General features: G+C 39.2%; 26 protein-coding genes, 1 tRNA gene and 1 pseudogene. 23 read left to right on the top strand and 5 right to left on the bottom strand.

All coding sequences use genetic code 11. The features are described from left to right. Positions 1-13 precede the first annotated feature (13 nt). The 13 genes from BDR01S_RS01650 (at position 14) to BDR01S_RS01590 (ending at position 13,442) form a co-directional block, all read left to right on the top strand. Positions 14-853, top strand: coding sequence for an ABC transporter permease (locus BDR01S_RS01650; RefSeq protein WP_066252856.1), 840 nt, complete (start codon positions 14-16; stop codon positions 851-853). A gap of 17 nt (positions 854-870) precedes the next feature. Beyond that, positions 871-1,896, top strand: coding sequence for an ABC transporter ATP-binding protein (locus BDR01S_RS01645; protein ID WP_066252858.1), 1,026 nt, complete (start codon positions 871-873; stop codon positions 1,894-1,896). Then, positions 1,871-2,863, top strand: a complete 993-nt coding sequence (locus BDR01S_RS01640; RefSeq protein WP_066259870.1) for an ABC transporter ATP-binding protein — start codon at positions 1,871-1,873, stop codon at positions 2,861-2,863. The genes BDR01S_RS01645 and BDR01S_RS01640 overlap by 26 nt, the downstream gene beginning before the upstream one ends. Positions 2,864-2,976: 113 nt before the next feature. Continuing rightward, positions 2,977-4,326: an MmgE/PrpD family protein gene (locus BDR01S_RS01635; RefSeq protein WP_066252859.1), complete on the top strand. Its 1,350-nt coding sequence runs from the start codon at positions 2,977-2,979 to the stop codon at positions 4,324-4,326. A 202-nt stretch (positions 4,327-4,528) separates the two neighbouring features. Then, positions 4,529-5,416, top strand: a complete 888-nt coding sequence (locus BDR01S_RS01630) for an isocitrate lyase/PEP mutase family protein (protein ID WP_066252861.1) — start codon at positions 4,529-4,531, stop codon at positions 5,414-5,416. A 45-nt stretch (positions 5,417-5,461) separates the two neighbouring features. Continuing rightward, positions 5,462-6,883: an FAD-dependent oxidoreductase gene (locus tag BDR01S_RS01625; protein ID WP_066252862.1), complete on the top strand. Its 1,422-nt coding sequence runs from the start codon at positions 5,462-5,464 to the stop codon at positions 6,881-6,883. A gap of 34 nt (positions 6,884-6,917) precedes the next feature. Continuing rightward, entirely contained in the window at positions 6,918-7,640 is a 723-nt protein-coding gene (locus BDR01S_RS01620) for an SDR family NAD(P)-dependent oxidoreductase (protein WP_066252863.1), read from the top strand. Positions 7,641-7,671: 31 nt separating this feature from the next. Next, entirely contained in the window at positions 7,672-8,109 is a 438-nt protein-coding gene (locus BDR01S_RS01615) for a GlcG/HbpS family heme-binding protein (protein WP_066252865.1), read from the top strand. Positions 8,110-8,123: 14 nt separating this feature from the next. After that, positions 8,124-9,500, top strand: a complete 1,377-nt coding sequence (locus BDR01S_RS01610; RefSeq protein WP_066252866.1) for an FAD-dependent oxidoreductase — start codon at positions 8,124-8,126, stop codon at positions 9,498-9,500. Positions 9,501-9,810: 310 nt separating this feature from the next. After that, positions 9,811-10,665, top strand: coding sequence for an aspartate/glutamate racemase family protein (locus tag BDR01S_RS01605; RefSeq protein WP_066252868.1), 855 nt, complete (start codon positions 9,811-9,813; stop codon positions 10,663-10,665). A 30-nt stretch (positions 10,666-10,695) separates the two neighbouring features. Then, the gene (locus BDR01S_RS01600) at positions 10,696-11,490 is read left to right on the top strand and encodes an electron transfer flavoprotein subunit beta/FixA family protein (RefSeq protein ID WP_066252870.1); all 795 of its coding nucleotides are present in this window, start codon (positions 10,696-10,698) and stop codon (positions 11,488-11,490) included. Positions 11,491-11,503: 13 nt separating this feature from the next. Further along, positions 11,504-12,487 carry an electron transfer flavoprotein subunit alpha/FixB family protein gene (locus tag BDR01S_RS01595; protein ID WP_066252871.1) on the top strand — a complete coding sequence of 328 codons (984 nt, stop codon included), beginning with the start codon at positions 11,504-11,506 and terminating at the stop codon, positions 12,485-12,487. Between the two features lie 145 nt (positions 12,488-12,632). Next, positions 12,633-13,442 (top strand): ABC transporter ATP-binding protein, encoded by an 810-nt coding sequence (locus BDR01S_RS01590; RefSeq protein ID WP_066252873.1) that lies wholly within the window; start codon positions 12,633-12,635, stop codon positions 13,440-13,442. A 42-nt stretch (positions 13,443-13,484) separates the two neighbouring features. On the opposite strand, the gene adhE is transcribed toward BDR01S_RS01590, so the two are convergent. Continuing rightward, on the bottom strand, positions 13,485-16,094 hold the full coding sequence (gene adhE, locus BDR01S_RS01585) for a bifunctional acetaldehyde-CoA/alcohol dehydrogenase (protein WP_066252874.1): 2,610 nt from the start codon (positions 16,092-16,094) through the stop codon (positions 13,485-13,487). A 307-nt stretch (positions 16,095-16,401) separates the two neighbouring features. Here adhE and BDR01S_RS01580 point away from each other — a divergent pair, with 307 nt between their 5' ends. Then, entirely contained in the window at positions 16,402-17,262 is an 861-nt protein-coding gene (locus tag BDR01S_RS01580; protein ID WP_169801395.1) for an SCO family protein, read from the top strand. Positions 17,263-17,401: 139 nt separating this feature from the next. Here the strand turns inward: BDR01S_RS01580 and BDR01S_RS01575 are convergent, their stop codons facing one another. Then, the gene (locus BDR01S_RS01575) at positions 17,402-17,944 is read right to left on the bottom strand and encodes a TetR/AcrR family transcriptional regulator (protein WP_157406088.1); all 543 of its coding nucleotides are present in this window, start codon (positions 17,942-17,944) and stop codon (positions 17,402-17,404) included. A 168-nt stretch (positions 17,945-18,112) separates the two neighbouring features. Here BDR01S_RS01575 and BDR01S_RS01570 point away from each other — a divergent pair, with 168 nt between their 5' ends. The 5 genes from BDR01S_RS01570 to BDR01S_RS01550 all read left to right on the top strand — a co-directional run bounded on the left by BDR01S_RS01570 (position 18,113) and on the right by BDR01S_RS01550 (position 21,785). Further along, positions 18,113-19,543 (top strand): DHA2 family efflux MFS transporter permease subunit, encoded by a 1,431-nt coding sequence (locus tag BDR01S_RS01570; protein WP_066252878.1) that lies wholly within the window; start codon positions 18,113-18,115, stop codon positions 19,541-19,543. Positions 19,544-19,682: 139 nt separating this feature from the next. After that, positions 19,683-19,871 carry a hypothetical protein gene (locus BDR01S_RS26035; protein ID WP_066252880.1) on the top strand — a complete coding sequence of 63 codons (189 nt, stop codon included), beginning with the start codon at positions 19,683-19,685 and terminating at the stop codon, positions 19,869-19,871. A gap of 277 nt (positions 19,872-20,148) precedes the next feature. Then, positions 20,149-20,592, top strand: a complete 444-nt coding sequence (locus BDR01S_RS01560; RefSeq protein WP_066252882.1) for a cell wall hydrolase — start codon at positions 20,149-20,151, stop codon at positions 20,590-20,592. A gap of 302 nt (positions 20,593-20,894) precedes the next feature. Then, the gene (locus BDR01S_RS01555; RefSeq protein WP_066252883.1) at positions 20,895-21,104 is read left to right on the top strand and encodes a hypothetical protein; all 210 of its coding nucleotides are present in this window, start codon (positions 20,895-20,897) and stop codon (positions 21,102-21,104) included. Positions 21,105-21,350: 246 nt separating this feature from the next. Beyond that, a complete protein-coding gene (locus BDR01S_RS01550; protein WP_066252885.1) occupies positions 21,351-21,785 on the top strand; it encodes a hypothetical protein in 435 nt (144 codons plus the stop codon). A 572-nt stretch (positions 21,786-22,357) separates the two neighbouring features. On the opposite strand, the gene BDR01S_RS01545 is transcribed toward BDR01S_RS01550, so the two are convergent. Beyond that, entirely contained in the window at positions 22,358-23,329 is a 972-nt protein-coding gene (locus BDR01S_RS01545) for an SMP-30/gluconolactonase/LRE family protein (protein ID WP_066252887.1), read from the bottom strand. Between the two features lie 220 nt (positions 23,330-23,549). Between BDR01S_RS01545 and BDR01S_RS24680 the strand changes: the two are divergent. The 4 genes and pseudogenes from BDR01S_RS24680 to BDR01S_RS01535 form a co-directional block, all read left to right on the top strand. Then, positions 23,550-23,765, top strand: a pseudogene (locus tag BDR01S_RS24680) (DUF2179 domain-containing protein); the annotation flags it as partial. Positions 23,766-23,802: 37 nt separating this feature from the next. Beyond that, a complete protein-coding gene (locus BDR01S_RS26445) occupies positions 23,803-23,928 on the top strand; it encodes a hypothetical protein (protein WP_268874647.1) in 126 nt (41 codons plus the stop codon). Between the two features lie 182 nt (positions 23,929-24,110). Beyond that, positions 24,111-24,398 carry a putative quinol monooxygenase gene (locus tag BDR01S_RS01540; RefSeq protein ID WP_066252888.1) on the top strand — a complete coding sequence of 96 codons (288 nt, stop codon included), beginning with the start codon at positions 24,111-24,113 and terminating at the stop codon, positions 24,396-24,398. Between the two features lie 109 nt (positions 24,399-24,507). Further along, positions 24,508-24,900, top strand: a complete 393-nt coding sequence (locus tag BDR01S_RS01535) for a VOC family protein (RefSeq protein ID WP_066252891.1) — start codon at positions 24,508-24,510, stop codon at positions 24,898-24,900. A 47-nt stretch (positions 24,901-24,947) separates the two neighbouring features. On the opposite strand, the gene BDR01S_RS01530 is transcribed toward BDR01S_RS01535, so the two are convergent. Both BDR01S_RS01530 and BDR01S_RS01525 read right to left on the bottom strand, forming a co-directional pair. Then, a tRNA-Arg gene (locus BDR01S_RS01530) sits at positions 24,948-25,021 on the bottom strand. 217 nt (positions 25,022-25,238) lie between these two features. Further along, positions 25,239-25,982 carry a YwaF family protein gene (locus tag BDR01S_RS01525; RefSeq protein ID WP_066252892.1) on the bottom strand — a complete coding sequence of 248 codons (744 nt, stop codon included), beginning with the start codon at positions 25,980-25,982 and terminating at the stop codon, positions 25,239-25,241. Positions 25,983-26,008 lie beyond the last annotated feature (26 nt).

Genomic DNA, 26,008 nt, shown 5'->3' with positions numbered 1-26,008 from the left:
AGGGGTTGTGACTATGAGTTTTCAAACTATCTTTAAAAGGTTAATGTCCGAAAGGATGGCCTTCATTAGTTTTTTCATTTTAGTTTTCCTTATAATCATGTCATTAATTGGGCCATATATTGTTCCACATGATCCATTAAAGCAGGATTTAGCGAAGGTTTTGCTTAGTCCGAATACCGAATACTGGTTAGGTACAGATGAGCTTGGACGTGATATTTTCAGCAGATTAATAATCGGATCTCAAGCTGCAATCGAAGCTGGATTGTTCGCTATCCTGATTCCGCTTTGTATCGGGGTGCCCATGGGAATTCTTTCAGGATATTTAGGAGGGATTGTTGATGATATTTTCATGAGAATTGTAGATGGAATTATTGCAATTCCTTCCATATTATTGGCACTTGGAATAACTGGAGCATTAGGTATTAGCTTATGGAATGCTATGATTGCCATTGGGATAGTATCGATTCCCCAATTTGCAAGACTTGCAAGAGGACAAACATTACAAATTAGAACAGAGCCATATGTTGAAGCAGCCAAAATTTCTGGTGCTGGAGCAATTTGGATTATGGTGAAACACATTATTCCGAATATTGCTCCGCCGGTAATCGTTCAAGCATCGTTTAATTTAAGCTATGCAATTCTTGTTGAAGCATCTCTTAGTTTTCTCGGCATGGGAGCGCAGTCTCCTCAAATTAGCTGGGGAAATATGATACAACAGGCATACAGCATGATTAATATGAACCCTTGGATGATTATTTACCCAGGTTTTGCAATCATGCTTACTGTACTTGCTGGGAACTTTCTTGGAGATGGTCTACGGACAGCACTTGATCCAAAGTATAAAAAGGCCTAACAAAGGGGGACAGAAGTATGAAATCAACAACACAACTTCTAGAAGTAAAGAATTTGAAAGCCTTCATTCCAACAACTAAAGGTGAAATCAAGCCGGTTAACGACGTTTCATTTACTATTCGAAAGGGGGAAATTATGGCATTAGTAGGAGAGTCAGGAAGCGGAAAAAGCGTTACCTCTCTCTCTATAATGGGGCTCAATGCTAGTGCAATTCAATATAAGACCGAAAGTTCTATTTTATTAAATGGGCAGGATTTATTGAAATTGAAAGAAAAGGAAATGAGGAAAATACGTGGAAATGACATCGCAATGATCTTCCAAGATCCGATGTTTTCCCTTAATCCAGTTCACCAAATAGGCAAGCAAATTGTAGAGTCTATTATACTTCATAAAAAAATCAAGTATAAGGAAGCCGAAAAGATAGCATTAGATTTACTAAATAAGGTAGGAATCCCTGATGCACAACGTCGATTAAGAAACTATCCCCATCAGATGTCAGGCGGGATGAGACAAAGAATCATGATTGCGATGGCACTTGCTTGTAATCCACAACTGCTTATTGCTGACGAACCAACTACAGCACTTGATGTAACCATTCAAGCACAAATTTTGAATATATTAAAAAATCTTCAACATGAATTTGGGATTTCTATTCTCTTAATTACTCATGATCTCGGAGTTGTAGCCGAAATAGCAGATCGTGTACTAGTAATGTATTGCGGTGAAATTGTTGAAGAAGGTACAGTCAAAGAAGTGTTTAAAAATCCACGTCATCCTTATACCAAAGGGTTAATGGATAGTGTTCCAGAATTAACTGGGCCGAGAATAGACGAATTGGAAACAATCCCTGGAGTTGTTCCGAATCCACTAGAATTACCATCCGGCTGCAATTTTGTTACCCGTTGTTCATTTGCAACGGAAAAGTGCAGACAATTAGCGCCCGTACACGTGAAGTATTCTACAGGAAACAGCGTTTCTTGTTGGAATCCCCTTGTAAAGGAAGGAGTGAGTTTGAATTATGCAACAACCTCTAGTGTCTCTTAGAGACATAAAAAAATACTTCCCTGTTGGGAGTGGACTATTCGGAAAAAAGGACCAAGTTGTTAAAGCAGTAGATGGTATTAGTCTTGATATCTTTCCTGGTGAGACCGTCGGATTGGTCGGGGAGTCTGGTTGTGGAAAATCAACGACAGGAAGAATGGTTGTTGGATTAAGCCAACCGTCCAGTGGTGAAATCCTATTTGAAGGAAAAAGATTAAGTAATTACAAAAACAAAAAGGAATTAGGGAAAAATCTACAAATGATTTTTCAAGATCCCTACTCGTCATTGAATCCAAGAATGACAGTAGCCAATATTATTGCTGAACCTCTTTTTCTGCATAAATTTGGTTCTAAAAAAGAAATTAAGAAAAGGGTGGATGAATTACTCGAAAGAGTTGGGCTCGCTTCCTACCATGGCACTCGGTACCCCATTGAATTCTCCGGAGGACAAAGGCAAAGAATTGGGATTGCACGTGCGCTTGCTTTAAGCCCAAAACTCATAGTTTGTGATGAACCGGTTTCAGCCCTGGACGTGTCCATTCAAGCTCAAATCTTAAATCTATTAAAAGAAATCCAACAGGATTTTGGATTATCTTATATTTTTATTGCTCATGGAATCCAAGCTGTTAAACATATTAGTGATAAAATTGCTGTGATGTATCTCGGAAGAATTATTGAATTTGCCAAGACAGAGGAATTATTTGAATATCCACGTCATCCCTATACTAAAGCACTGTTCTCGGCTGTACCTCAACTTAATCCGGAATTGAGAGAAAGAGAACGAATTATCTTACAGGGTGACTTGCCGAGTCCTTCAAACCCGCCGAAGGGCTGCCATTTTCATACTCGGTGTCCAGTGGCGATGGAAAAATGCAAAAGTATTGAGCCTGCTTTAATACAAACATCCATTAACAGTCTAACAGCTTGTTTATTATTTCAAGAACCAATAAAGGAACAGATCGCAACTTAAAATACTGAAATTAAAGTTTTCCTAATAATCCTAAGATATTGATGAGTATTGAAAGCGGTGAGGATATTTCATTTGGAGAACTATTTTGAGAAAAAGTTTGGGAGGGCCAATAATTGTCATCATTGAGCTTTGATATTATAAATGCCATTCGCCAAAGACAAAAACTTGGTTTGCCAGAGGAAGTCCATAAAAAGGTAATACTTCATATTTCTGATACTATTGGTATCTCATTGGCGGCTTATAAAGGGGCACCTATTGCCCTACAATCGATATCTGGAATATCTTTAGGAGTAGAAGGTGGTGCGGGCCGAGTAATTGGAAGTAGCCATCAGTTACCTCCTGCTTATGCAGCATTTTCTAATACTGCTTTGGCACATGCATTAGATTTTGACGATATAAATGATTTGGCGAGAATACATCCTACTCCAATTATTTTAGCGTCTGCATTAGCTGCTGCTGACATTGAAGGTTCTAGAGCTACGGATCTTGTCACTGCCGTAGGATTAGGAAATGAGTTGATTTGTCGGCTCGGATATGCTATTGAACCTAGAGGTACAGGCGCTGATTCAAAATGGTTTTTGAGTCAACTTTTCGGTTATCTTGGTGCTGCAATCACTGCAGGTCTTGTTCTTGGGTTAGATGATTCTGAAATGGTTCATGCATTAGGTCTAGCATACATGCAATTAGCTGGTGGAAAAGAGCCGGGAGTTGGTGTTGGTTCTCAAGCTAGGTCGATTTATCCTGCATTTGCATCTATGGGAGGTGTTCAAGCAGCATTTTTGGCCCGAGAGGGAGTATCAGCTCCTGCAAGTAGTTTGGACGGTAAAGCAGGTCTCTTTCGAAACTATTTTGGAAAAGATCTGAGCGAAGGTCAACGAAAAATATTATTAGATACTGAAACCTGGGCATTTTCAGAAACATCTATAAAACTTTTCCCTAGCTGTCGTTATTCACACCTATACATAAAATCGGCGCTAGACCTTCGAAATGAAGTAAAACACTATCAAATCGAAAACCTTGTAATAGGCGTAAATGAAACGGCAAGTATGTTGTGTCATCCATTGCCGGAGCGTTGTCATCCCCAAACATTACAAGATGCTAAATTTAGTATCCCTTTTATAGTTGCATTTACATTTGTACATGGAAATGTCAATTTGAATAATCTTACAGATGAGGCTCTTAAGGATTCTCAAGTTTTAGAATTGTCTAGGCTTGTAAAAATTGAACATACACAACCTAATACTCTTGGGCTTCCTCAAGGTGATATTAAGGTAATAACTGCTCAAGGAACCAAAAGACATATAGAACGTTGTCTTCCTATAGTGAATTTTGATGAAGTTAAGAATAAATTTATTGAATGTTGCCAATTTGCAAACATTGGTGCTCCTGAAGAGGTATGGAAAACGATAAGTAATAGTCCAGATTATGACTTATTAAATAAATTACCTCTCATGCTCCATTAATTTTGTAATGAATCAGTGAGAAATACTTTGCCATTTTTAATCATATTTTACCATTTCAAATACTGTTGAAAATGAATTAATAAAGAAAGACTAATAAAAGTTATTGGAAAATTACTAAAAATTGAATAACTTTTACCTTTGTAATTATTATTTTAATATTCTAAAATTAAATTATGCATAAATAAAAAAGGAGATCCAACAAATGAATAAAACAAAAAAGTTCCAGGAACTTTTGAAACAACGAGGATCATTTATCCTGCCGGGTGCCTATGACGCGATGTCAGCTAGATTAATAGAAGAAATCGGCTTTCAAGCGATATACGCCACAGGTGCCGGAATATCCAATGCCCAATTAGGGTGGGCTGATGTAGGCCTAACTTCCTTAAAAGAAGTGGTTGATATTGTCGCAAGGATGACGGATGTGACGACGATTCCGATTGTTGTGGATGCCGATACAGGCTTTGGAAATGCGATTAATGTGATCCGAACTGTAAGAGAGTTTGAAAGAGCAGGTGTAGCAGCCATCCAAATGGAAGACCAGGTTTCACCTAAGAAATGCGGGCACTTCAATGGGAAAGATGTTATTTCCAAAGAAGAGATGGTCGGGAAAATCAAAGCTGCTGTTGATACAAGAAGAGATGAAAATCTCGCCATTATCGCCCGTACAGATGCTTTAGCCGTATATGGCATGGAAGATGCGTTGGACAGGGCAAATGCCTATGTAGAAGCGGGGGCCGACATAATTTTTGTTGAAGCGCCGACAACCATTGAACAATTAAAAAATATCACCAGTTCATTAAAAGGGGTACCACAGATCATTAATCTGGTGGAAGGCGGTAAAACCCCGCTTATTTCTTTGAAAGAGGCCGAAGAGATTGGTTTTAAAATCATGCTTTGTGCAAATACTGTCCTTCGCTCGGCAATCAAAGGAATCACAGAGTCATTAAGAATATTAAAAGCCGAAGGTTCACACGAAAATATTCACGAGTTAATTTGCACGTGGGAAGAGCGGCAATCACTCTTTAAACTCAATCAGATTAAAGAGTGGGAAAACAAGTATGCAGAGAATCAGCCATTAATAAAAAAGTAAATTTACTTTTTTAATAAATTAGGAACTTAAAAGGAGGACATAGTTGTGGGGAAAGAAGTAGATTACGACATCGTCGTCATAGGATGTGGAGTTGCCGGGACCTCAGCCGCATTGTCTGCCGCTGAAACGGCTAAAAAGGAAAATAAGAATCTAAAAATAGCGATATTAGAACGAGCTGATTATGACCATAGAGGAGGAAATTCCCGTTGGACGGCCTCCTATATGCGGATGAAAAATCTCGATGAAGTAGCCGATAACTTTGTGGAAGATATGATGGCTTTTTCAGACAATTATTCCGATCGGGAGTACATAGAAACTCTCGCCAAGGATGCTGGCAGCACACTTCGCTGGGTCCAGGAAAAAGGGGTTGATTTTGACTACCTGCCAACGATGTTTTTAACTGCATCAAGACCTCGTTTGCTTCCAGTAGGCGGCGGTCGTGCCATCGTTGACACCCTATCCCGCCGTGCAGGTGGACTAGGTGTTGAGATTATTTACGAAGCTACTGCTTGGAAATTACTTCTTGATGACGAGGGTGTCGTCAATGGATTGATGGTACGCGTGAAGGGCGGTACATCCCTTCAATTAAAAGTGGGAGCTGTCGTGTTAGCGTCAGGTGGATTCCAGGGAAATCAGGAGATGATGGCCCAATATGTTGGCAGAGATGCTCATAAAGTCCGGACAGTAGCTGAGGGTGGTTTGTTTAACAAAGGTGAAGGAATCCGGATGGCCATGGAGCTAGGGGCAAAAACGGCAGGTCAGTTCGACTCTTTTCACGCTGAACCGGTCGACCCAAGAAGCAAGCGGGAAGAAGCTGCTGTTATGACCTACCCTTACTTTATTTTGGTCGATCAGAATGGGAACCGTTTCGTTGATGAGGGAAAAACAACAGTCGATGAGCAATATGAAGAGGTTGCCCGGACGATATTCCACGACCTCCCTGGTCACATTGCCTATATGATTGGTGATCAAAAAATGTATGATATTCCCAACTATGAACGGGCAGTGGAAACCGATAAACCGGCCATTGTTGCCGATACGATTGAAGAGTTGGCGGAAAAGATTGGCGTGCCAGTCGGCCAATTAACGGCTACAGTTGAATCTTTTAACGCAGCTGTTCAACCGGGTGAATTTCATTGGGATAAAAAAGACGGTAAACAGGCACTTGGAATTACCCCGCCAAAGTCTAATTGGGCAATCCCAATTGATAAGGCCCCATTTATCGCCTATCCAATTATCTGTTCGAATGTTTTCACCAATGGCGGTCTAGCTACCGACACAGATGGACGAGTCTTGTCACAAGATCAAGATCCGATTCCAGGCTTATATGCAGTCGGGGAGACGGCAGGTCTTTATTACGGGAAATATCCAGGCGGGACATCTGTGCTAAGAGGCCTTGTGTTTGGGCGCCGTGCGGGTGATCATGCGGTTGCATATGTAACTGATTCAAAGAAACTAGAGGTTTAAGTAGTTTGGTTTAATTGAGAAAGGGTGAGGTTTTTTGGAATTAAAGGACAAGGTAGCCCTAGTAACAGGAGGAGGAAGAGGAATCGGCAGAGAAACCTGTATTCTCCTCGCGAAACAGGGCGCTAAAGTGGCTGTTTTTTCCGACAATGAATCTGAAAGCAATGAAACTGCTTCCTATATTTCTGAGGTGGTGGGGGGCGAAGCAATCGCCCTTACCGGGGATGTTCGTTCAGAAGAGGATATAAACCAAGCAGTCCAGACAACAGAAGAAAGTTTGGGTTCGATTGATATATTAATCAATAATGCGGGTGTCATGCTTCTTAAGCCGTTCCATGAAATGACCGTTGAAGAATGGGACTTTGTACAAGATATAAATATTCGTGGAGTCTATTTATGTTCTCGGGCAGTTGTCACGCAAATGATCGAGAAAAGGCACGGTGTGATCATCAATCTATCGTCGATTTGGGGGACAAAAGGCGGTCCTGACAGAAGTGCTTACATTGCTTCGAAATACGCATGTCTCGGATTCTCAAAAGCCTTGGGAGAAGAATTAAAGCCATACAAAATAAGAGTGAATGCAGTCTGTCCAGGTCCTGTTAATACAAAGATGATGGACGACTTTGATGTAAATAAAGACAATTGGCTGCATCCAATAGACCTTGCTAATGTAATCGTCGATTTATGCTTGCCAAAAAGTGCAGCTGTAACTGCAACCGCCATTGAAGCATTTGGTTACGGGCGACCAGTAAATTTATAAATAGATCTAAAAATTGAGAGGGGAAATCATAATGGAAAAATTAATTCCAGCTATTGAATCAAAAAATATCAGTCTAGCACTTGCTAATAAAATGCTTGAGGCCGCACTTGTAAAGGGAAAAGAATTAGGTATGCCGTTTAGCATCTCAATCGTTGATCGTGTGGGGAACCTAAAAGCATTTGCTGCCATGGACGGTGCACCAGTATTAAGCTTGGAGATAGCACAAAATAAAGCCTTTTCTGCAGCGACTTATAATAGAGCAACACACGAATGGTATGACAGATTGAAGGATGATCCACCATTGCTACATGGGATTGTTCACACACCTAGGCTCATTATTTTTGGCGGTGGCTATCCAATTAAAATAAATAACGAACTTATTGGCGGCGTTGGGGTAAGCGGCGGCCATTATACTCACGATATGCAGGTATGCCAGGCAGCATTAGAAGTTCTAAATAACCTAGAGTAAGAGGGTGTTGATGGATGGAAACCTATGATTTGATTATTTTAGGCGGCGGTCTAGCGGGGATGTGTGCTGCAGTTGAGGCTGGTGAAGCAGGTGCACACGTCCTGCTCCTTGAGAAAGAGGATGAACTTGGCGGTAGTACGGTTCTAAGTTCAGGGTATATGGCCTTTGCCGGAACAGATATGCAAGAGCAGGCAGGCATCATCGATTCAACTGAGTACTTATTGGAGGACATGATTGAGGTAGGCGGCGGGGTGAATGATCAAGAGCTTGTTAAAGCTTATGGGCAGAAGCAATTAGCGACCTATACCTGGCTTAATGAGCACGGTGTTGAGTTCCGCTCACTCGAAGCTGTGAGCGGGCACAGTGTTCCCCGAGGACATATTATTGACCCACATCAGGCGATTCAAACACTTAACCAAAGGGTTAAGCAGCTTTCAAACGTGACCATTCGTTTGAATGCCCCTGCTCAAAGACTTTTGAAAAACGACGACGGACGGATTGATCGTGTTTTATATGAGGTTGACGGAGAAGAACGCACTGCACATGCTTCGAAAGGGGTAATTATCGCTTCAGGTGGGTTCGCAAAAAGCGAGGAGCTATTGGGGCAGTTTGCTCCACAATTAAAGGGAGCGTTAAGAATTGGCGGTCGTGGCAATCATGGGGAAGGCATACGAATGGCCTGTGAGCACGGGGCCTGGTTAAAGGATTTACCTTACCTAAATGGGACATACGGATTTCATCCCACTGCTGCCGGACCAGTAAAGTCTCAGGGGTTAGCCTTTTACAAGGGAGCGATCATGGTTAACGAACTTGGGAAACGGTTTGTTAACGAGTCAATCTCTTACAAATTATTAGGAAAAGCCGCTTTCGAGCAGCCTGACCAAGTGAGTTTTCAGGTTTGGGACCAAACTGTGATGGACAAAAGCGTTCACGATGATCCTCTCTATGATTTGGAATTATTAAAGCGACGCAGGCTTCTATATCAAGCAGACACATTGGAGGACTTGGCTGACTGTATTGATGTACCGCTTGAGGTTTTGGAAGAAACGATTTCCAGATACAATCAAGGGGTTGCGGACGGAGAAGATCCTGACTTCGGCAGGAAGTCATTAACACATAACTATGGAAAACCAACACCAATTGAGAAGGCACCATTCTATGCATTTGAGTCGACCGTCGCGATGCTTGCAACCTATGCAGGGGTGTCGGTGAACACCAAAGCACAGGTGGTGAATCCATATGGTGAGCCTATCTTAGGATTGTTTGCAGCGGGAGAGGTGACCGGAGGGTTTCACGGGGCTGGGTATATGACGGGAAGTTCATTAGGTAAGTGTGCAGTGTTTGGACGGATTGCGGTTCAAGAGGCATTAAGCGAGTTAACAGTAAAATAATTGTATTGCATGGGCACGGAAAGGCTCAGCCTAGGATTCGCTGATTGAAATGGAGAATCCGCTGATAGAACAAGAAAATCCGCTGATAGACTTGAAGGATTCGCTGATAGAACAAGAAAATTCGCTGATAGACTAGTAGAATCCGCTCATAGACCGAGAAAATCCGCTCATAAGACTATTAAATTTCACAACCAAACGGGGAATTTCAAAAAATGAGCAAGCAGAGCCTTTTAATAACCAAAACTAATACAATAGTGAACTTTTTCATAATTTTTTCCTAAAAATAGCACTAAAAAGGGAGGTATTTTCAATGAAAATCTGGCATCAGAGTCTAACTACGATTGACCGGGTACCACAATACAGGGATGCTATTGTGAACCACCTGCGAAAAATCGCACGCCCAGACGTGGAAATCGTTTTACATGGGATGTCTGAAGAAACATATCCTTCACATTACCCTGGGCATTTTATCACTCACTCTTACTTGCAGAATCTGCACCGGGAGCAGTTCGTACGAGCTGCACTCATGGCTGAAGCTGCGGGATACGATGCAATGTTTATCGGAACCATTCCAGATGTTGGTCTTCTCGAGGCTCGTACGCTCGTGGATATCCCTGTCGTTGGTTATGGGCAGGCCTCGTTCCATATGGCATCTATGCTCGGAGACCGTATTGGAGTCGTCAACTTTTTAACCCCATTGGCCGATGAACTTAGACAAAATGCTGCACGGTATGGTCTCGGTGAAAAACTTGGACCAATTGTACAGCTCGAGTCAGGGTTTGATGATGTGCTCGCAGGCTTCAATAATCCAGAGCCTGTGATTGAAGCTTTTAAAAGAGCTGCCGAGTCGGCCATTTCTCAAGGAGCCGATGTAATTGTCCCGGGCGAGGGGCCGATGAACGTTTTCCTTGCAACCTTCGGGATTTCAAGGATTGGTGATGTACCCGTCGTTGACTCTTTTGGCGCTGGAATCAAGATGTGCGAATCATTAGCAGACTTAAAGAGGGTGTCCGGAGTTTATATGACAAGACGCGGCTACTACAATTCAAAACCACCTGTCGAAGCAGTTGCAAGATTACGAGAAATGTACGGACTAGAACCATACCCTAATCCTAATAACCAACGAGGATTAGCAGTAAGGGCCGGAGTAGAAGTAAAAGGTTAAAAAAATAAACAATAAAGGGGTGAACACGAGATGCATATCGTCGTATGCCTAAAGCATGTTCTGGATCCGGAAATTACTCCGAGATATTTTCAAATTGACCCAGAGACCAATCGTCCGGAAAATGGAGATTCTGATATGGTTCTGGATTCCTTTGCCGAGAATGCGCTTGAACTGGCCATTCAACTTCGGGATAAAACACCAGGAGCTACGGTGACTGCCATTTGCCTAGGAGATGAATCCTCGGAGGAGGTGCTGCGCCGAGCCTTTGCATTCACGGCTAATGCAGCCATACGAGTTTGGGATGAAGAGTGGGAAAATCTTGACGGTCAGGCCGTTGGACATATCCTTGCGCAAACAATCAAAACCCTTGGTGGTGCAGAGCTTGTGCTGACTGGATACCAAGCAAGTGACATTGAAGAGGGCCTTGTTGGACCAGTCATGGCTGAAGAACTTGGGATACCTTGTGTGACCCTTGTCTCCGAACTTGAACTGGATGAAGAAAGTGTCCAGTCTACCTGCGAAGCGGAAGGCGGTTATACTGTAATGAGCGTTCCGTTTCCAGCTGTTTTTACAATTATCAGTTCTGAGACAAATGTCCCGCGCCTCCCTAAGGTTAAAGATATTCGACTAGCAAGGAGCAAGCCTATTACTCGATTTGAATCTGATGATATTGATTTAGATCCTGTGCGGTGTCAGCCCGGGGTTAAATTGGAGCGGGCCTACGTCCTAAACAGAGATGTCAATTGCGAGATCCTTTCTGGCAGCGATGGCACGGAGCTCGCAGCTGAATTGACTGACAAGCTCTTGGCACTGAAGATTTTATAGGAGGTCGCAAACTATGTCTAAAATTCTTATCTTTGCAACAATACAACAAGATGAATCCTTAAGTTCGGGTGCTAAAGAAGCACTGTCATTTGGCAGTCGATTGGCGAGTGCCACCGCCGGAAGTATAGAAGCTGTCCTGGTTGGGGCCGAAACTACAACAGGTGCCAAGGAAGCCATTGCCTTTGGTGCAAGCAAGGTATATACCGTTACGAATCCTATACTTGCTGAATATCAGGTTGAACTTTTCGTAGATAGCCTGTTCACGGTATTCCAACAGTCTGGTGCCGATGTGCTGCTTCTCTCCTTTGATAGAATGGGTAAGGACCTAGCAGGTCGATTAGCCACACGAATTGGTGCGTCAGCGATAACAGAAGTGACTGATTTTAGAACCGAAGGCTCCAAGCTTACATGGGTGCGCCCGATTTATGGCGATAAAGCATATGGTGAGTATTCAACCACTCGTTCGAAGGTGGTTGTAGGCATTCGCAAAAAAAGTCAGGAATTAGCTGTACCAGATTCAACACGCACAGGTGATATTATTTCAGTAGATTACTCCGTTCCAGAAGATGTTGTCCTAACTAAGCTGGTTGTGAAAATACAGTCTGCCCTGTCAGATATCCGTCTTGAGGATGCTACAATTATCGTCGCCGGAGGTCGTGGACTTGGCGGGCCAGAAGGCTTTCAAGAACTGCAGTCTTTTGCAGAACTGCTGGGCGGGACGGTTGGTGCTTCAAGGGCAGCATGTGACGCTGGATGGGTTCCTTCTAACCTACAGGTTGGACAAACGGGTGCCGTTGTTGCACCAGACCTTTACATTGCAGTCGGAATATCTGGTGCCAGTCAGCATCTAGCAGGCATTACCAGTGCGAAGACCGTAATTGCCATCAACACAGATTCAGAAGCGCCGATTTTTAAACGTGCCAATCTCGGTGTGATTGCCGACTACAAGACAGTACTACCAACACTTACGGAAAAACTGAAAAAGGTACTAGTTTAAATGTTACACATCAAGAAGTTTCATAGTTCTATTTTTAAGTCCTCAATTCGGTAGGACTTATTTTTTTGATTTCAGAAAATTCGGTATAATGGAGATGCAATAACTTAGTATTCAATTGAAACGGATAGAAAAGGAGTTAAAAAGAATGGTATTACAACTTGAAAATGTCTCATTATTACGTGATGGGAATTGGATTTTACAAGATGTAAATTGGAAGATTAATAGTGGAGAAAACTGGGTTTTATTTGGATTAAATGGTTCAGGTAAAACCGCTATATTAAATCTGCTAAATGCTTATTTTTTTCCGACAAAAGGGAAAATGACCGTCCTTGGATTGGAGTTTGGAAAAACCTATCTAAGTGAGAAACTGCGTAAACAGATTGGATTTGTTTCGTTATCCCTTCAAGAAAAATTTCATCCGGGAGATAATGCATTTGAGGTGGTTTTAAGTGGTGCGTTTGCTTCGATTGGCCTTTACGAGACACCTACCGATGAAATGAGAAAAAAGGCTGTTAATCTATTAGAGGCACTTGGCTGTATTAGGTACGCCAACCGAAATTACGAAAATTTATCACAAGGAGAAAAGCAGCGTGTTTTAATTGCCCGTGCATTGATGGCTGACCCATCTTTGCTTATTCTAGACGAACCTACGAATGGCTTAGATTTTATCGCACGTGAACAACTGTTAGAATCGATTGACAGGATTGCCAAAAATCCTAATGCTCCGGCACTGATATATGTAACCCACCATGTCGAGGAAATACTGCCTGTTTTCACTAAAACACTTCTTTTAAAAGAGGGTCAGGTTTTTGCTGATGGGAATACAAATGAACTAATATCCAGTGAAAAGCTATCGGAATTTTTCAATCTTCCAGTTCAGGTGGAGTGGAAGTTCAACAGGCCAGTGCTTTCTAGATTACAAGTGGATGAGAAAGATAGACTAAAGGTCTATTAAATGGAAAAAGGCGCATGAATGTTTCATGCGCCACTTTTATCATCATAAAATTTGAACACCTTTATAAGCCTGTCGCAAAATTTCCGCTAGTTCTTTAATAAGCGGCCGCTTCGGATTAACGTTTGTATCTGGATCATTAAAGGCATGTTGAGACATAGTGTCAATTTTGTTTTCATAAACGGAAGGTGCAACGCCGCATTCTTCCACACTCATCGGCATATCTAGTTCTTCTGCAAGCTCGAGAATAGCACCAATGAGGCTGTCTATACCTTCTTCGGTGGTCCGGGCTGGCAATCCGAGCATTTTTGCAAGCTCTGCATAGCGTTTGTCTGCAACAAAGCTTTGATAGCCTGCTAACGGCGTGAATTTAGTTGGTTTAGTTGCATTAAAACGAATAACATGCGGGAGTAAGATGGAATTTGCACGACCATGTGCAATATTAAACTCTGCTCCAAGCGCATGGGCCAAGCTATGATTAATACCCAAGAAAGCATTATTGAAGGCCATTCCGGCAATGGTGGAAGCATAATGCATTTTCTCGCGGGCTACTTCATCAAGACCGTTTCGGTAGGCTCTTGGCAGATACTCAAAAACAAGCTGAATGGCTTTGATAATTTGGCCGTCTGTAAAGTCGTTTGATACCACGGACACATAGGCTTCAAGTGCATGTGTAAGCACATCCATTCCTGTATCAGCTGTAATATGTTTAGGAACGGTCCTTGCGAATTGTGAATCGATAATTGCTATGTTCGGTAAAAGTTCTGGGTCAGAAAGTGGATATTTAATATTTGTCTTTTTATCCGTAATGACGGCGAACGAGGTGACCTCAGAGCCTGTCCCAGAAGTAGTTGGAATGGCAATAAGCTTAGCCCTCGTTCCCAGCTTTGGATAGGCAACTACCCGTTTTCTTGGATTTAAGAACTTTTGCTTTAAGGCTGAGAAGTCAGTATCAGGATGTTCGTAAAATAGCCACATCCCTTTTGCAGCATCCAATACAGAGCCGCCGCCTAGAGCAATGATAACATCTGGTCCAGAGTGCCTCATTAGGTCTGCACCTTTCAAGACCGTCTCAATGCTCGGATCTGGTTCTACCTCAGAAAAGACGTCGAACTGGATAAAATCTGGACGTTTTTTGAGATAATGGAGGATCTTCTCAACGTAACCATTTTTGACTACGCTTGGGCTTGTGACAATAAATACTTTGGTCAAGTTGGGAATTTCTTCCAAGACTTGGACCGAGTTCTTCTTATAATAAATCTGCGGTGGTGTCCGTATAACTTGGGCGTTGATATTTCTTTTTGCCACCTTCTTAATATTAATTAGGTTTAGCGCACCTACATTGGTAGAAACTGAGTTTCCACCATAAGTGCCGCAGCCGAGAGTCAAGGTTGGCAGAAAATCATTGTAAACATTTCCAGTTGCCCCTTGGGCGGATGGTGTATTCACAAGGATCCTGCCTGCTCTCAACCTTAATGCGAACAGTTCGATGACATCATCGTCAAAGGTATGAATGGATGCGGTGTGACCAAGTCCGCCATATTCCAATGTTTCCTCGGCAATTCTTAGTGCTTCTTCTAAATAATTTGCTTTATAGCAAGCAAGAATTGGGCTTAACTTTTCACAAGAAAGAGGGAATTGTGGTCCAACACCTTCCAATTCGGCGACTAATATCTTCGTGTCACCAGGTACGTTAATTCCTGCCATTTCGGCAATTTGCGAGGCAGGCAATCCAACAACCAACGGATTTAGGGAACAAGTAACCTCTTTAATGGCGATTTTTTCTAACAATTGCTTTTCATCTTCATTAAGGAAATAACAATTGTTCGCAATCATTTCGGTTACTACTTCGGAATAGATTTCTTTATCAATAATGAGTGCTTGCTCAGATGCACAAATCATTCCGTTATCATAGGTTTTTGATAAAATTAAGTCTTGAACAGAGTTCTTGATATTGGCTGTCTTTTCAAAATAACAAGGGACATTTCCAGGTCCGACACCAATCGCGGGTTTCCCAGAACTATAAGCAGCTTTTACCATACTCGACCCGCCAGTCGCAAGAATGAGTGAGACTTTGGGATGCCGCATAAGTGTATTAACGGAGTCACGTGAGGTATCGTCTAACCACTGAATACAATTTTCCGGGGCACCTGCCTTTATTGCTGCATCTCTTAACAGTTTTGCTGTTACGATTCCAGTATTTTGACCCAAATGGTGAAAAGAAAAAATAATCGGATTTCTCGTTTTTAAGGAAATAAGGGATTTATAAATGACCGTTGAGGCGGGATTTGTAACGGGAACAAGTGCGGCAATCACACCGACAGGCTCAGCCATTTCATAGGTTCCATCTTGCTCGTTTTCACTAATAATCCCTGCCGTTCTTAGGTCACGGATACTGTGATAAATCATTTCAGTAGCAAACATATTTTTAGATATTTTATCCTCAAACAAACCTCGCTTAGTTTCCTCAACAGCCATTTTTGCTAGATTGAAGTGGTTATCGAGCGCAGTAAGGGCCATTTCTTTGACGATTTCATCGACCATTTCTTGGGTAAAGGTGCGGAATTCCACTAACGCTTGCGCTCCTTTATTGGCTATATGATCTACCATCGCTCCGGTTTGCTTTTGTTCGAGCACCTTTTCGTCTATTGCCATAAAAATTTCCTCCCTATTAAAAAGCTATTTAAACCTGTACTTTTATAAAATATAACAATGAATATCGTAGAAATTTGTTGAAAGGTGAGGAGAAATTTGGCGAATAGCACATGTTATGATAATGTTCAAAAAAAATTCAAAAAGAGGAACTGCACTGCAGATACGCATTGAATAGATAAATTGCTTTTATTCGGTTAATGTATAAAACTTCACAGTTTTAAAGATGATTGTAGTATATAGTTGAGGGGTGTTAATAATATTTTTGACTGAAAGGTTGGCCAAGATGAAAAGATTATCTGTCTTCATAATGTGTCTTATCATACTAATTATCTCAGGCTGTGGAGCATCGAATGATCTCACCGTGAAGCTTTCTACACCAAAAACAATTACTCCAGGAGAAATATATGCGATGCAATTTACTGTTCTGGATAAACAGGGAAAACCTGTTGAAGATGCTAAAGTAAGTGCTGATATAACGATGAAAAACATGGATCACGGAACCACTCCTGTCGCTGTAGAAGAAATAGGTGAGGGTAAATATATTGGAACCGCTAGTTTACCGATGAACGGTGAATGGATAGCTTCCATTAAGGTGGAACATGATGGGGAAATGGTAGAGGATGAAAAGGAATTTACCATCGAAGCAAAGACATTGGAAAATGCTCATAAAGTGACAAAAGATGTTACTATACCAGATTTTAAGTTGATCGACGAGAATGGGAAGCCCGTGACAAAGAAGGATCTGATCGGAAAAACAGTCGTCATGACCTTTACATATGTAAATTGCGTCGATCCAAATGCCTGTCCAATTTTATTAGGTAATTTTAGCAACTTACAGCAGGATTTGAAATCGAAAGGAACCAAAACAGATAATCTTTTACTCGTTTCTGTTTCACTCGACCCTGAAAATGATACACCAGAAGCGATAAAAGATCATGCAAAGAAAATGAATTTTGATATGTCTTATCTTAAAATGCTGACTGGTGATCTGAAGGGGATTCAAAACTTGGCAGGCACCCTTGGTGAACATTTTGAAAAAAAGGGTTCAGAAGTATTACATGAGAATAAAACCTTTATCTTTAATAGGGATGGAAAGTTGACTCATGAGTTTACAGGCAGTAACATCGATCGTAATGAATTGTATCAGGTTGTTACAATGGAAAAATAACAAAAGGTCCGCTATCTTTCAATGGTAGCGGTCTTTTTGCGGGATCTTGTTTTAAGTTTCACAAAAATGATGTTAAGATCAAAGTTTTTCTCCAACCAAAATATATTCTCTCACAACATCATCACAAATTACTTATTCATTATCGGTATAATGCAATAATTTGATTTGCTATATATTCAGAGCTAAAATGAACCCCATCTTTAAGCCACCACATGATTATCCCAAGTATTGAGGATGCGAGTATATCCCTTGATAGAGCTATTTCCATAGTATCAGTAACTTCTCTTTCACGTTGTATTGAAATCGAGTCTTTTAATATCATATGTAATTTTTTTTTGAAACCAGGGTGCTCAAATAGTACAGCTAAAATCTTTCGATGCTTATAAAAATAATCTAAAAACGTAATTAATTGTTCTTGATTATTTAACGTATCAATTTGTAAAATTGGAGACACTTCCAACAACAAGTCGTCGAAAATATCGTAAACCAACTGCTTTAGCAAATCATTAATATCTAAAAAATGTAAATAAAAAGTAGCTCGATTTAGCTCGGCACGTTTGGTTATTTTTTGTACTGTAAGTTTCGAAATATCCGGGTTCTCAATCAATATTTTTACGACAGCTTCCTTCATCATTTGCTTAGAGCGAACAGCACGTGGGTCCTGCTTCTTTTGTGTGATCAATTTAATTCTCCTTTATCTATTAACCTAGACTTTAATTACACATTTTTAAAATATGTTGCTTAATTAACATATCTTAAAAAATTGTAAATGGGCAGCAATAAAATAAAATGCTATTCTTTATTTTATTGACACAGTGTTAAAAAAGCAAATGAAGAGAGGAAATCGAATATGTCGGAATCAATAAATAAAAAAGTATTGCTAACAGTGTTAATTTTAGGGTGTTTTTTATCCACTCTAAATCAAACCCTGTTAAACGTCGCATTAAGTAATTTGATGGACGTATTTTCTGTATCTCCTACAACTGTTCAGTGGCTATCTACAGGTTTTATGTTAGTAAACGGGGTGTTGGTCCCTATTACTGCATATCTAATGAAACGGTTTTCTACACGCCAATTATTTATAAGTTCGATGCTGTTTTTATTAATTGGCTCTATTCTGTGTGCAGTAGCACCAAACTTTGCCACCTTATTAATAGGTCGAATGATTCAAGCCATTGGAGCAGGAATTATTATGCCTTTGCTAATGACAGTAGTTATGTTTATTTTTCCGTTAGAAAAAAGGGGCAGTATGATGGGGTTAATTGGGCTTGCAATTATTTTCGCCCCGGCAATTGCACCGACATTAGCAGGTTTTATCATAGATTATTCCTCATGGCGCTGGTTATTTATTGGGCTAATTCCATTTGTTGTGATAGTTATTTTATTAGCCATGAAATATTTAATCAATGTTTCAGAAACAGCAAAAACTAAGTTAGATGTAATGAGTGTTACTTTATCAACGATTGGCTTTGGTCTTATTTTGTATGGTTTCAGTAATGCAGGCAGCCGAGGTTGGGATGATAAACTTGTCATAGGTACCATACTTGTAGGAATAGTCACTACAGCCATATTCTGTCTACGACAAATTAAGTCCTCAAATCCGCTTCTTAATTTAACCGTTTTTAAAAATAAAGTATTTACGCTAACATCTATCCTTAACATTATTGTCACAATGATGATGTATGCGGATATGATTTTATTGCCAATATATTTACAGAATGGAAGAGGATTTACTGCATTTGAAGCTGGTTTACTATTATTACCGGGTGCTGTTGTCAATGCCTTTATGTCTCCAGTTACAGGGAAAATGTATGACCGTTTTGGTGCGAAGCCGTTATTTATTATCGGTTTGCTTTTTATCATACCTTCAATGTGGGTTGTAACTGATTTAACTGAAACAACGACCTTTATTTTCTTAATGATACGTACAATTTTTCTACGTATCGGATTAAGTTTTATTACTATGCCATTGAACACAGCTAGCTTGAATGTTTTACCTAGAACACTAGTGACACATGGTACAGCAGTGAATAATACCGTACGCCAAATTTCAGGTGCAATTGGAACGGCTATAGTTATTACCATTTTTACAGCACAAACCACAAGCCATGCCAGAACCTTATTAGAAGAAACACCAAATGCTTCAGTTAAAGCTATCCGCACACTAGCTTCAATTTTAGGATCAAGCGATGCCTATTATTTCATGACGATCTTAGCTATTATCGCATTTGTTTTATCCCTATTCGTTCCATCTAAAAAAATGGTTAAACAACAATCATGATCTTGAAAAATACGAAAAAGGCAACCTAATCAACTCATTTGGTTGCCTTTTGTAATAAAACTAATTAGAAGTTGAAGAGGACATAAAAGAGATGATTTCATCATATTAATCATCAATTAGAGGTTAAAGAGGTGAAATTATGTTACGCTATATTGGCAGAAGATTCATCTGGTTCTTGTTCGGAAGTACGATCTTTGCTACCTTTATTGGATATGTCCTGTTTAAGGCTGGCCTCATATCATTTCCAAGTATTCCTAAGTCCCAAAGAGCACTGAATACTAAAGATCGCAATCTAAATAGAAGAGTTGGTAAAATTCGAGTTTCTTAGAGATTTCTAGTTCAACACTGTGTAATTTTAGTTGCTCAAACGTTCATTTATTTTAATGAGGAAACTAGAAATCAACTGGGAGAAAAAAAGATAAAGCTATTCATTGTAAACTAACAGACCATGTACAGGTCTGTTTTTTTATAAAGGAGCACCGTTTCTTATTTGGGGTGTTCTTGCTCCGAACACTTAAAATGTTTAATGAAAATGACTAAGCCCTCTAATTTAAAAAATGACATCCTTACAGGCTTTTTTTCATACTATATTTTGGGGTGAGAAAATGCCGAGAGTAAATTACCGAAGTTCAGATGTTGACTTAATGGCAAGGATGATGAGAGCGGAAGCCGAAGGTGAAGGAAAACAGGGAATGCTATATGTTGGAAATGTAATTGTGAATCGTCTTAAAGCAGATTGTATAGACTTTAAAGGTTTAAGAACCATTAACCAAGTTATTTTTCAGGTACAAGGAGGGAATTTTTCCTTTGAGGCTGTTCAAAAAGGAAATGTATTTTATCAAAGAGCAAGAACTTCTGAGAAAAGATTAGCAAAACAAAATTTGGATTATTGGAGAGAACACCCAGGGAAATATGCGCTTTGGTATTTTAATCCATATGCTCCATGTCCTCCAACATGGTACGGTCAACCTCAATCTGGTCAATATAAAAATCATTGTTATTATGAACCAAAAGCCGGAACATGTGATAACGTTTATATAGGAAGTTAAGCTTACTCTATGAGTAAGCTTTTTTTGCTATCTTTGGGATTGCTGTTTAAGTATATTAAAGTAATTAGAACAAAAATCGTCCTGTTTTCAGTTGAATTGGGGGGATCCATTACAGGCTATTTCCTATATCATAGTAATTTAATATAAGCATGGATGGGATTTATCTATTAGAGCAAGTGGGTTATAATAATATAGTTATTTTTAAGGGATTTTTAAAAGGAAGTATGGGCGGACACCAAAGGAATTTAGAAATCAAACCACTTAAGGAAATATAAAACAGAAAATCTAAGAGGTGCTAGAGTATGAATAAACGATGGACGATTAGTAAAATTAAAGAATTTGTTGAAAACAATTCGGAAAGTAAGTTACTATCAACAGAATATCACGGGTTTTCTCAAAAGTTACTATTTAAATGTGCATGTGGCAGCAACTTTGAAAAAACATTTACCAAATTTAAAAATAATAACCAGCGGAAATGTGACCTGTGCCAACCGCCAAAAGTGGCAAGATAATCGTGTAGCGAATAAGCAAAGTGCTTAAAAAAATGAACAATTTTCATTGTTTTGTTGGTCCCTTAGTTTAGGTCAACATAAGTTGTCCATTGTGTTTTAATGGTGTATATAACAATAAAGACTGAATTTGTTTAACGAGTGCATTACCGCATCAACGGTAGTGCTTTTTTTACTTTAGGTAATTGCCAGTTTAGTGAAAGAAGAGGTACTATTATATTCCATTCAGTTGTTATAGGAAGTGAAAAAATGTTCTCTTATTATTTAATGCTCATACTTGGAGCCTTATTTGTAATTGGCGCTGTATTTGCCTTAATTGTAATGTATGGTACTAAAGATTTTCGATTATTAAATGTAGGTAAAAGCCTTGGTATCTTATTTCTTGGTGTTTTATTTTTAGCGGTTACTCTCCCTAGTCTAAAATATGTTGTGTTCAAGGAATATGATGTTGTCAGGGGGAAATGTGTAATCGAAATAGATTCATCAGGTCGTTCTTCTGAAGCGGACTTTGAAATGCTCGAAACAGATGAAATGTTTAGCTTCAGAGATATTCCTGAACTTGATGCATATGGAAAGTCAATCCCTTATTATTGTGAGGTAACAGTTACAAAAGACCATATGTTTGAAATTAGTTATAAAATATATGATTCCAAAACACGAAAGTTAATATTAACAAGTAAATAACTGACGTAAACAAGGAGGTAATTAAAAAAGTTAACAAAGAAGAAGTGTGATTACTACCATTTATCAACGATTGAAGATTCCACAAGCATGGGAACTAACATCCGCTTAAATCCAACAAATTTAACTTAATATAAGCAAAACAAAACAAAACCTTATAATACCTAGCATTTCGCTAAATAAATTTGAGTGTTTAGGATAAATCTCAGTGAACCATACCATAAAAAGAGGCGGTTTTTCAGATTAACGAGGTATCACAAGCCTTCATAGATTGCAAAAAAGAAGGAGATACACCACTAATAATTATACCTTCAGAGATGATGTTAGAAATCGTTGATAAAGAGGCCGATAAAGATGATCGAGAATCAATCAAAGCCAAGGCGAAGGTAAATTAAAGACTTTGAAACGTAGTTTTATAATTCAATTTTTATGCAAAGAAGCCTATCACTTCTTACAACCAATTATAGTGCTTGATTACGTTTCGTTTCTAGATACAACAAAAAGGGGGCTATCACAAAATAGATTTTGTGATAGCCCCAGAATATCCGAGAGAAGAACCTCTATCATTGTTAGTTTTATTGTAGCCCGTAAGGCTGCAAACCTTCCTTTTTAACCTTAATACGCCAGACTTCATTTTTCGATGACTCTGTTACATAAAGGTATCCATTATGAAAAGTCAGATTGGTAGTAAAAGTCCCCTCATCCTTAGGCAGGCGAATGGTTCCGTATTTAAACCCACTTGCATCAAGTACGACAATTTCACCAGCTTGGAAATGGGCTACGTAAAGATTGCCCTCCGTATCGACGGCTAGACCATCTGGACCGATTCCGCCTTCAAATTGTCCGAAGACAAACGGCGTTTCACGAGAGTCTTTAGCATTCTTTGAAGGTACAGAGATAATTCGGTTTGTTGCGAACTCAGAGATATAAATACGTTGACCGTTCGCTGAAATCGCAATCCCATTTGGATAAGCAATACCTTCTTGAAAGAGTACTGGTTTTTTACTGTTTGGTGGCAAGTAGAAGACACGTCCTGTTGGTTTCGTTGCACTGGATCCCATTGGCTCTGTGAAGTAAAGTCCACCATCTTGGTCAAACACGAGATCATTTAGTCCATTTAAAGGACTGCCATTGTAAGAATCAACAATGGTCGTGCGATCTCCAGTTTTTGGGTCATAGGCATAGAGTGTTCCAGTAACATCCGTGATAAAAAGGCGTCCATCCTTGTGAAACTTTGCCCCTACAGGGAGGAGCCCTACATATTTTTCTATTACAGAAACCTTATCGTCTTTGACCTTAATAATTTCGCCTGTAGGAGGACTAACCATCCAAATATTTCCGCTGCGGTCGAAATTAATGCCCTCCATAAATCCACTGCCGACAGCTACCTTTTCCCATTTACTACTAGGATTAACAATTTCTGAAATGGAATGTCTTTCATCTTTTGGCACTGGTTTTGTTACATATAACGCTTTTGCTCCAACGACTGTAACAGTAATAAGGGAGAGTATGATTAATACAGTTAGTGCTAATGCCCTTTTTTTCATTTTATACAATCCTCCTTGTTTACCTATAAAGGTCAAATGATAGAACTTTTCTTTTATTCATCTCTCAGAATTCTTACACAGGGAGCCTGTATATCGTTTAAATTTATCATTATATTGTGAATATAAACAATATAAAAAAATATCTGAATTTAGTAAAAAATAAGTAATTTTTTCTTCTATTTAATTAATGTGTATTTTGTTAAACTAAGAGTTTTAGATCGTTACCGTCTTTGAAGGAAGGGGTCGTGATAGTAAAAGATTCCAATTAGAAATACTAACAAAGCGGAACCGCGAAAATGAAGTGATGGATTTAATTGAAGAATACGAGCCTAAAGCATTCATCATCTCTTATGAACCACGTAAATTTAAAGGTGGTTACCTAATTAAATCAATGAAAAAGCATTTGAGAAAAGGTAACGCTGTTAAACAAATATAACTGATGAAAAACTATGCCATGCCTTTGAGGAAGAAGAATGCTAACAAACCGAAAAATTGAAAAAGAAGTATTACAAAAAGAAATTACGATAAAAACAATTATGCAAATAGGGATGAGGCCAAAAATGGTCCATCCTTTTTGTGTTCTATTGTATAAAGAGTAGATATTTATTGACATGGTAATTAATCATTTTTATACTAAATGTAACCTCATTGTGATACAGATGTACTGTTATACGGTTAAGTGTAGAACAAGAGAGTATTTATTATAAATGAAATGAAGAGCTAAATGCTTTCTGGATTTTCTGTTTCTTTTTGAAAATTGAACATAAAAGGAGCTAATAAAATGATAAGAGTGGTTTGTAAGGCGAAACTTAAACCAGGGGTAAATGTTGAAGAATATTTAATTCTTGCTAGAAAAGTTGTGACAGAAACCAGAAAAGAAAAAGGATGCATCATGTATACTCTTCATGAAGATGTCAAAGATCCATCAATCATTACAACGATTGAAGAATGGGAGAATGAAGAGGTTATCAACCAACACAATAAAAGTGAACATTGCATGAAAATTGTTCCAGAGCTGAGGAAATTGAGAGAAAGCACAGAAATCAACAATTATAGAGAAGTGAAATAATTAAGAAATCAAAAAAGAACAAGTACGCCAATTTATTACGGTTGAAAAAGCAAAGGTAGAAACTGCTTTAGTGTAAAAAAATAGTAAAAGGAAAAATGGGGGGGAAAAGATGATTAAAGGGATTAATCACAAAGGATTTCATGTAGTAGATATGGAACGCTCATTGGATTTCTATTGCAATAAGCTTGGTTTTAAGAAAGCGTTTGAATTGAATCAACCAAATGGTGAACCGTGGATTGTCTATGTAAAAGTGGCGGATGGGTGTTTCATTGAATTATTTTACGGTGGTGCCGAGGGGGTTAAGAACAGAGCAGACCATATCTGTTTTGAGGTTGATGATATCAATGAAACGGCAGATCAATTGAAGAAAAAGGGAGTCCCTTTAGAAGTTGAAATTTCTCAAGGCAGGGCTTTGAACTACCAATTTTGGGTATTAGATCCCGATGGAAATTGGCTCGAGTTTATGGAAATGAATCCTGAATCGCCACATTTGAAGAGTTAATTTAGATGATAAATACAGAAAAACCCTTGCATCGCAAGGGTTTTTGATGTCCCAGAGAGGATTCGAACCTCCGACCTACAGTTTAGGAAACTGTTGCTCTATCCTACTGAGCTACTGAGACAAATATAAAGAAAAATTACTTTGTTCCTAACTCACAATTAGAAGTGTCGTCCTAATCTCAGAAAGATTATGCAAGAAGCAGCTCGATTAGAACGCTGAAGTAAATCAATGAAGCATATTCGATCGTGCTCTATCCTACTGAGCTACTGAGACAAATCTTATAGGAACGTTATTTATTATAATTTGTTAATACCAAAAGGTCAATAAAAAAGTTGATATTATTGAATCGGCAGGTGTCTGGCTACTTTGGTTTTATTTACCGATTTTTCACGAAATATCAACCAGACGATTAAACTGAGCCCTATTAATAAACCTTCCAGCGAAAAAATATACCACGGGTATGGTCCTAAAACATCCATTAAACTGGCAGTGTCCGGTTTATGACTTAAGAACATATAATTTCCGTCCACCAGCTTATTGATCAACATAATTATTGGCATTAACACATTCAAGAAGATAAATAATTTAAATACAGACCAAATCGTAGGTCGATAGCCCTTTACCCATGTAAAATAAAGTGGCACCGAGATTTCCATTAAATGTGTATAAAAGAAATGGAAAAACCGAAAATGCGGGAAATCGTAATTTAATGATGGAGTAATAAATGCCTGAGTCGCTCCTAGTAATGCTGTGAATAATAAAATTTCATAGATTATTTTTTTCTTAGTAAGCAATAAAATGACTGTTAATATCAGACTGATGCTGCACAATTCTAATGGGATGGCGTGACTAACATTCCAGCTTCCAGTCAAGAGCATCCAAAAATGATAGGAAACTTCTATTATAATGAGTGATATAGCTACCCCGATTTCCGTTCGTCTCCATTGCGTGTTCTTCATTTTATTTCTAAATAGAAAAAGGCAGACAGATACTAGGAGTAAAATTCCAATCATAACCAAATGACTGATTGAAAACATTTCAAAATCATAGTTTTGGTAACTACGGCTAAATATTCCACTCATTTTGCCACCACCTCTATCATAGTTTT

It is taken from the genome of Neobacillus drentensis NBRC 102427, from assembly GCF_001591445.1.
Lineage (GTDB): Bacteria > Bacillota > Bacilli > Bacillales > Cytobacillaceae > Neobacillus > Neobacillus drentensis.
The sequence above is the reverse complement of the archived record's forward strand: the minus strand, read 5'-3'. Positions and strand labels throughout refer to the sequence as shown.

Excerpts from the sequence above, each read along its gene's own strand:
- BDR01S_RS01650 (WP_066252856.1), top strand. The coding sequence starts at position 14 with ATGAGTTTTCAAACTATCTTTAAAAGGTTAATGTCCGAAAGGATGGCC.
- BDR01S_RS01645 (WP_066252858.1), top strand. The coding sequence starts at position 871 with ATGAAATCAACAACACAACTTCTAGAAGTAAAGAATTTGAAAGCCTTC.
- BDR01S_RS01640 (WP_066259870.1), top strand. The coding sequence starts at position 1,871 with ATGCAACAACCTCTAGTGTCTCTTAGAGACATAAAAAAATACTTCCCT.
- BDR01S_RS01630 (WP_066252861.1), top strand. The coding sequence starts at position 4,529 with ATGAATAAAACAAAAAAGTTCCAGGAACTTTTGAAACAACGAGGATCA.
- BDR01S_RS01615 (WP_066252865.1), top strand. The coding sequence starts at position 7,672 with ATGGAAAAATTAATTCCAGCTATTGAATCAAAAAATATCAGTCTAGCA.
- BDR01S_RS01610 (WP_066252866.1), top strand. The coding sequence starts at position 8,124 with ATGGAAACCTATGATTTGATTATTTTAGGCGGCGGTCTAGCGGGGATG.
- BDR01S_RS01605 (WP_066252868.1), top strand. The coding sequence starts at position 9,811 with ATGAAAATCTGGCATCAGAGTCTAACTACGATTGACCGGGTACCACAA.
- BDR01S_RS01600 (WP_066252870.1), top strand. The coding sequence starts at position 10,696 with ATGCATATCGTCGTATGCCTAAAGCATGTTCTGGATCCGGAAATTACT.
- BDR01S_RS01595 (WP_066252871.1), top strand. The coding sequence starts at position 11,504 with ATGTCTAAAATTCTTATCTTTGCAACAATACAACAAGATGAATCCTTA.
- BDR01S_RS01590 (WP_066252873.1), top strand. The coding sequence starts at position 12,633 with ATGGTATTACAACTTGAAAATGTCTCATTATTACGTGATGGGAATTGG.
- adhE (WP_066252874.1), bottom strand. The coding sequence starts at position 16,094 with ATGGCAATAGACGAAAAGGTGCTCGAACAAAAGCAAACCGGAGCGATG.
- BDR01S_RS01580 (WP_169801395.1), top strand. The coding sequence starts at position 16,402 with ATGTGTCTTATCATACTAATTATCTCAGGCTGTGGAGCATCGAATGAT.
- BDR01S_RS01570 (WP_066252878.1), top strand. The coding sequence starts at position 18,113 with ATGTCGGAATCAATAAATAAAAAAGTATTGCTAACAGTGTTAATTTTA.
- BDR01S_RS26035 (WP_066252880.1), top strand. The coding sequence starts at position 19,683 with ATGTTACGCTATATTGGCAGAAGATTCATCTGGTTCTTGTTCGGAAGT.
- BDR01S_RS01560 (WP_066252882.1), top strand. The coding sequence starts at position 20,149 with ATGCCGAGAGTAAATTACCGAAGTTCAGATGTTGACTTAATGGCAAGG.
- BDR01S_RS01555 (WP_066252883.1), top strand. The coding sequence starts at position 20,895 with ATGAATAAACGATGGACGATTAGTAAAATTAAAGAATTTGTTGAAAAC.
- BDR01S_RS01550 (WP_066252885.1), top strand. The coding sequence starts at position 21,351 with ATGTTCTCTTATTATTTAATGCTCATACTTGGAGCCTTATTTGTAATT.
- BDR01S_RS01545 (WP_066252887.1), bottom strand. The coding sequence starts at position 23,329 with ATGAAAAAAAGGGCATTAGCACTAACTGTATTAATCATACTCTCCCTT.
- BDR01S_RS26445 (WP_268874647.1), top strand. The coding sequence starts at position 23,803 with ATGCTAACAAACCGAAAAATTGAAAAAGAAGTATTACAAAAAGAAATT.
- BDR01S_RS01540 (WP_066252888.1), top strand. The coding sequence starts at position 24,111 with ATGATAAGAGTGGTTTGTAAGGCGAAACTTAAACCAGGGGTAAATGTT.
- BDR01S_RS01535 (WP_066252891.1), top strand. The coding sequence starts at position 24,508 with ATGATTAAAGGGATTAATCACAAAGGATTTCATGTAGTAGATATGGAA.
- BDR01S_RS01525 (WP_066252892.1), bottom strand. The coding sequence starts at position 25,982 with ATGAGTGGAATATTTAGCCGTAGTTACCAAAACTATGATTTTGAAATG.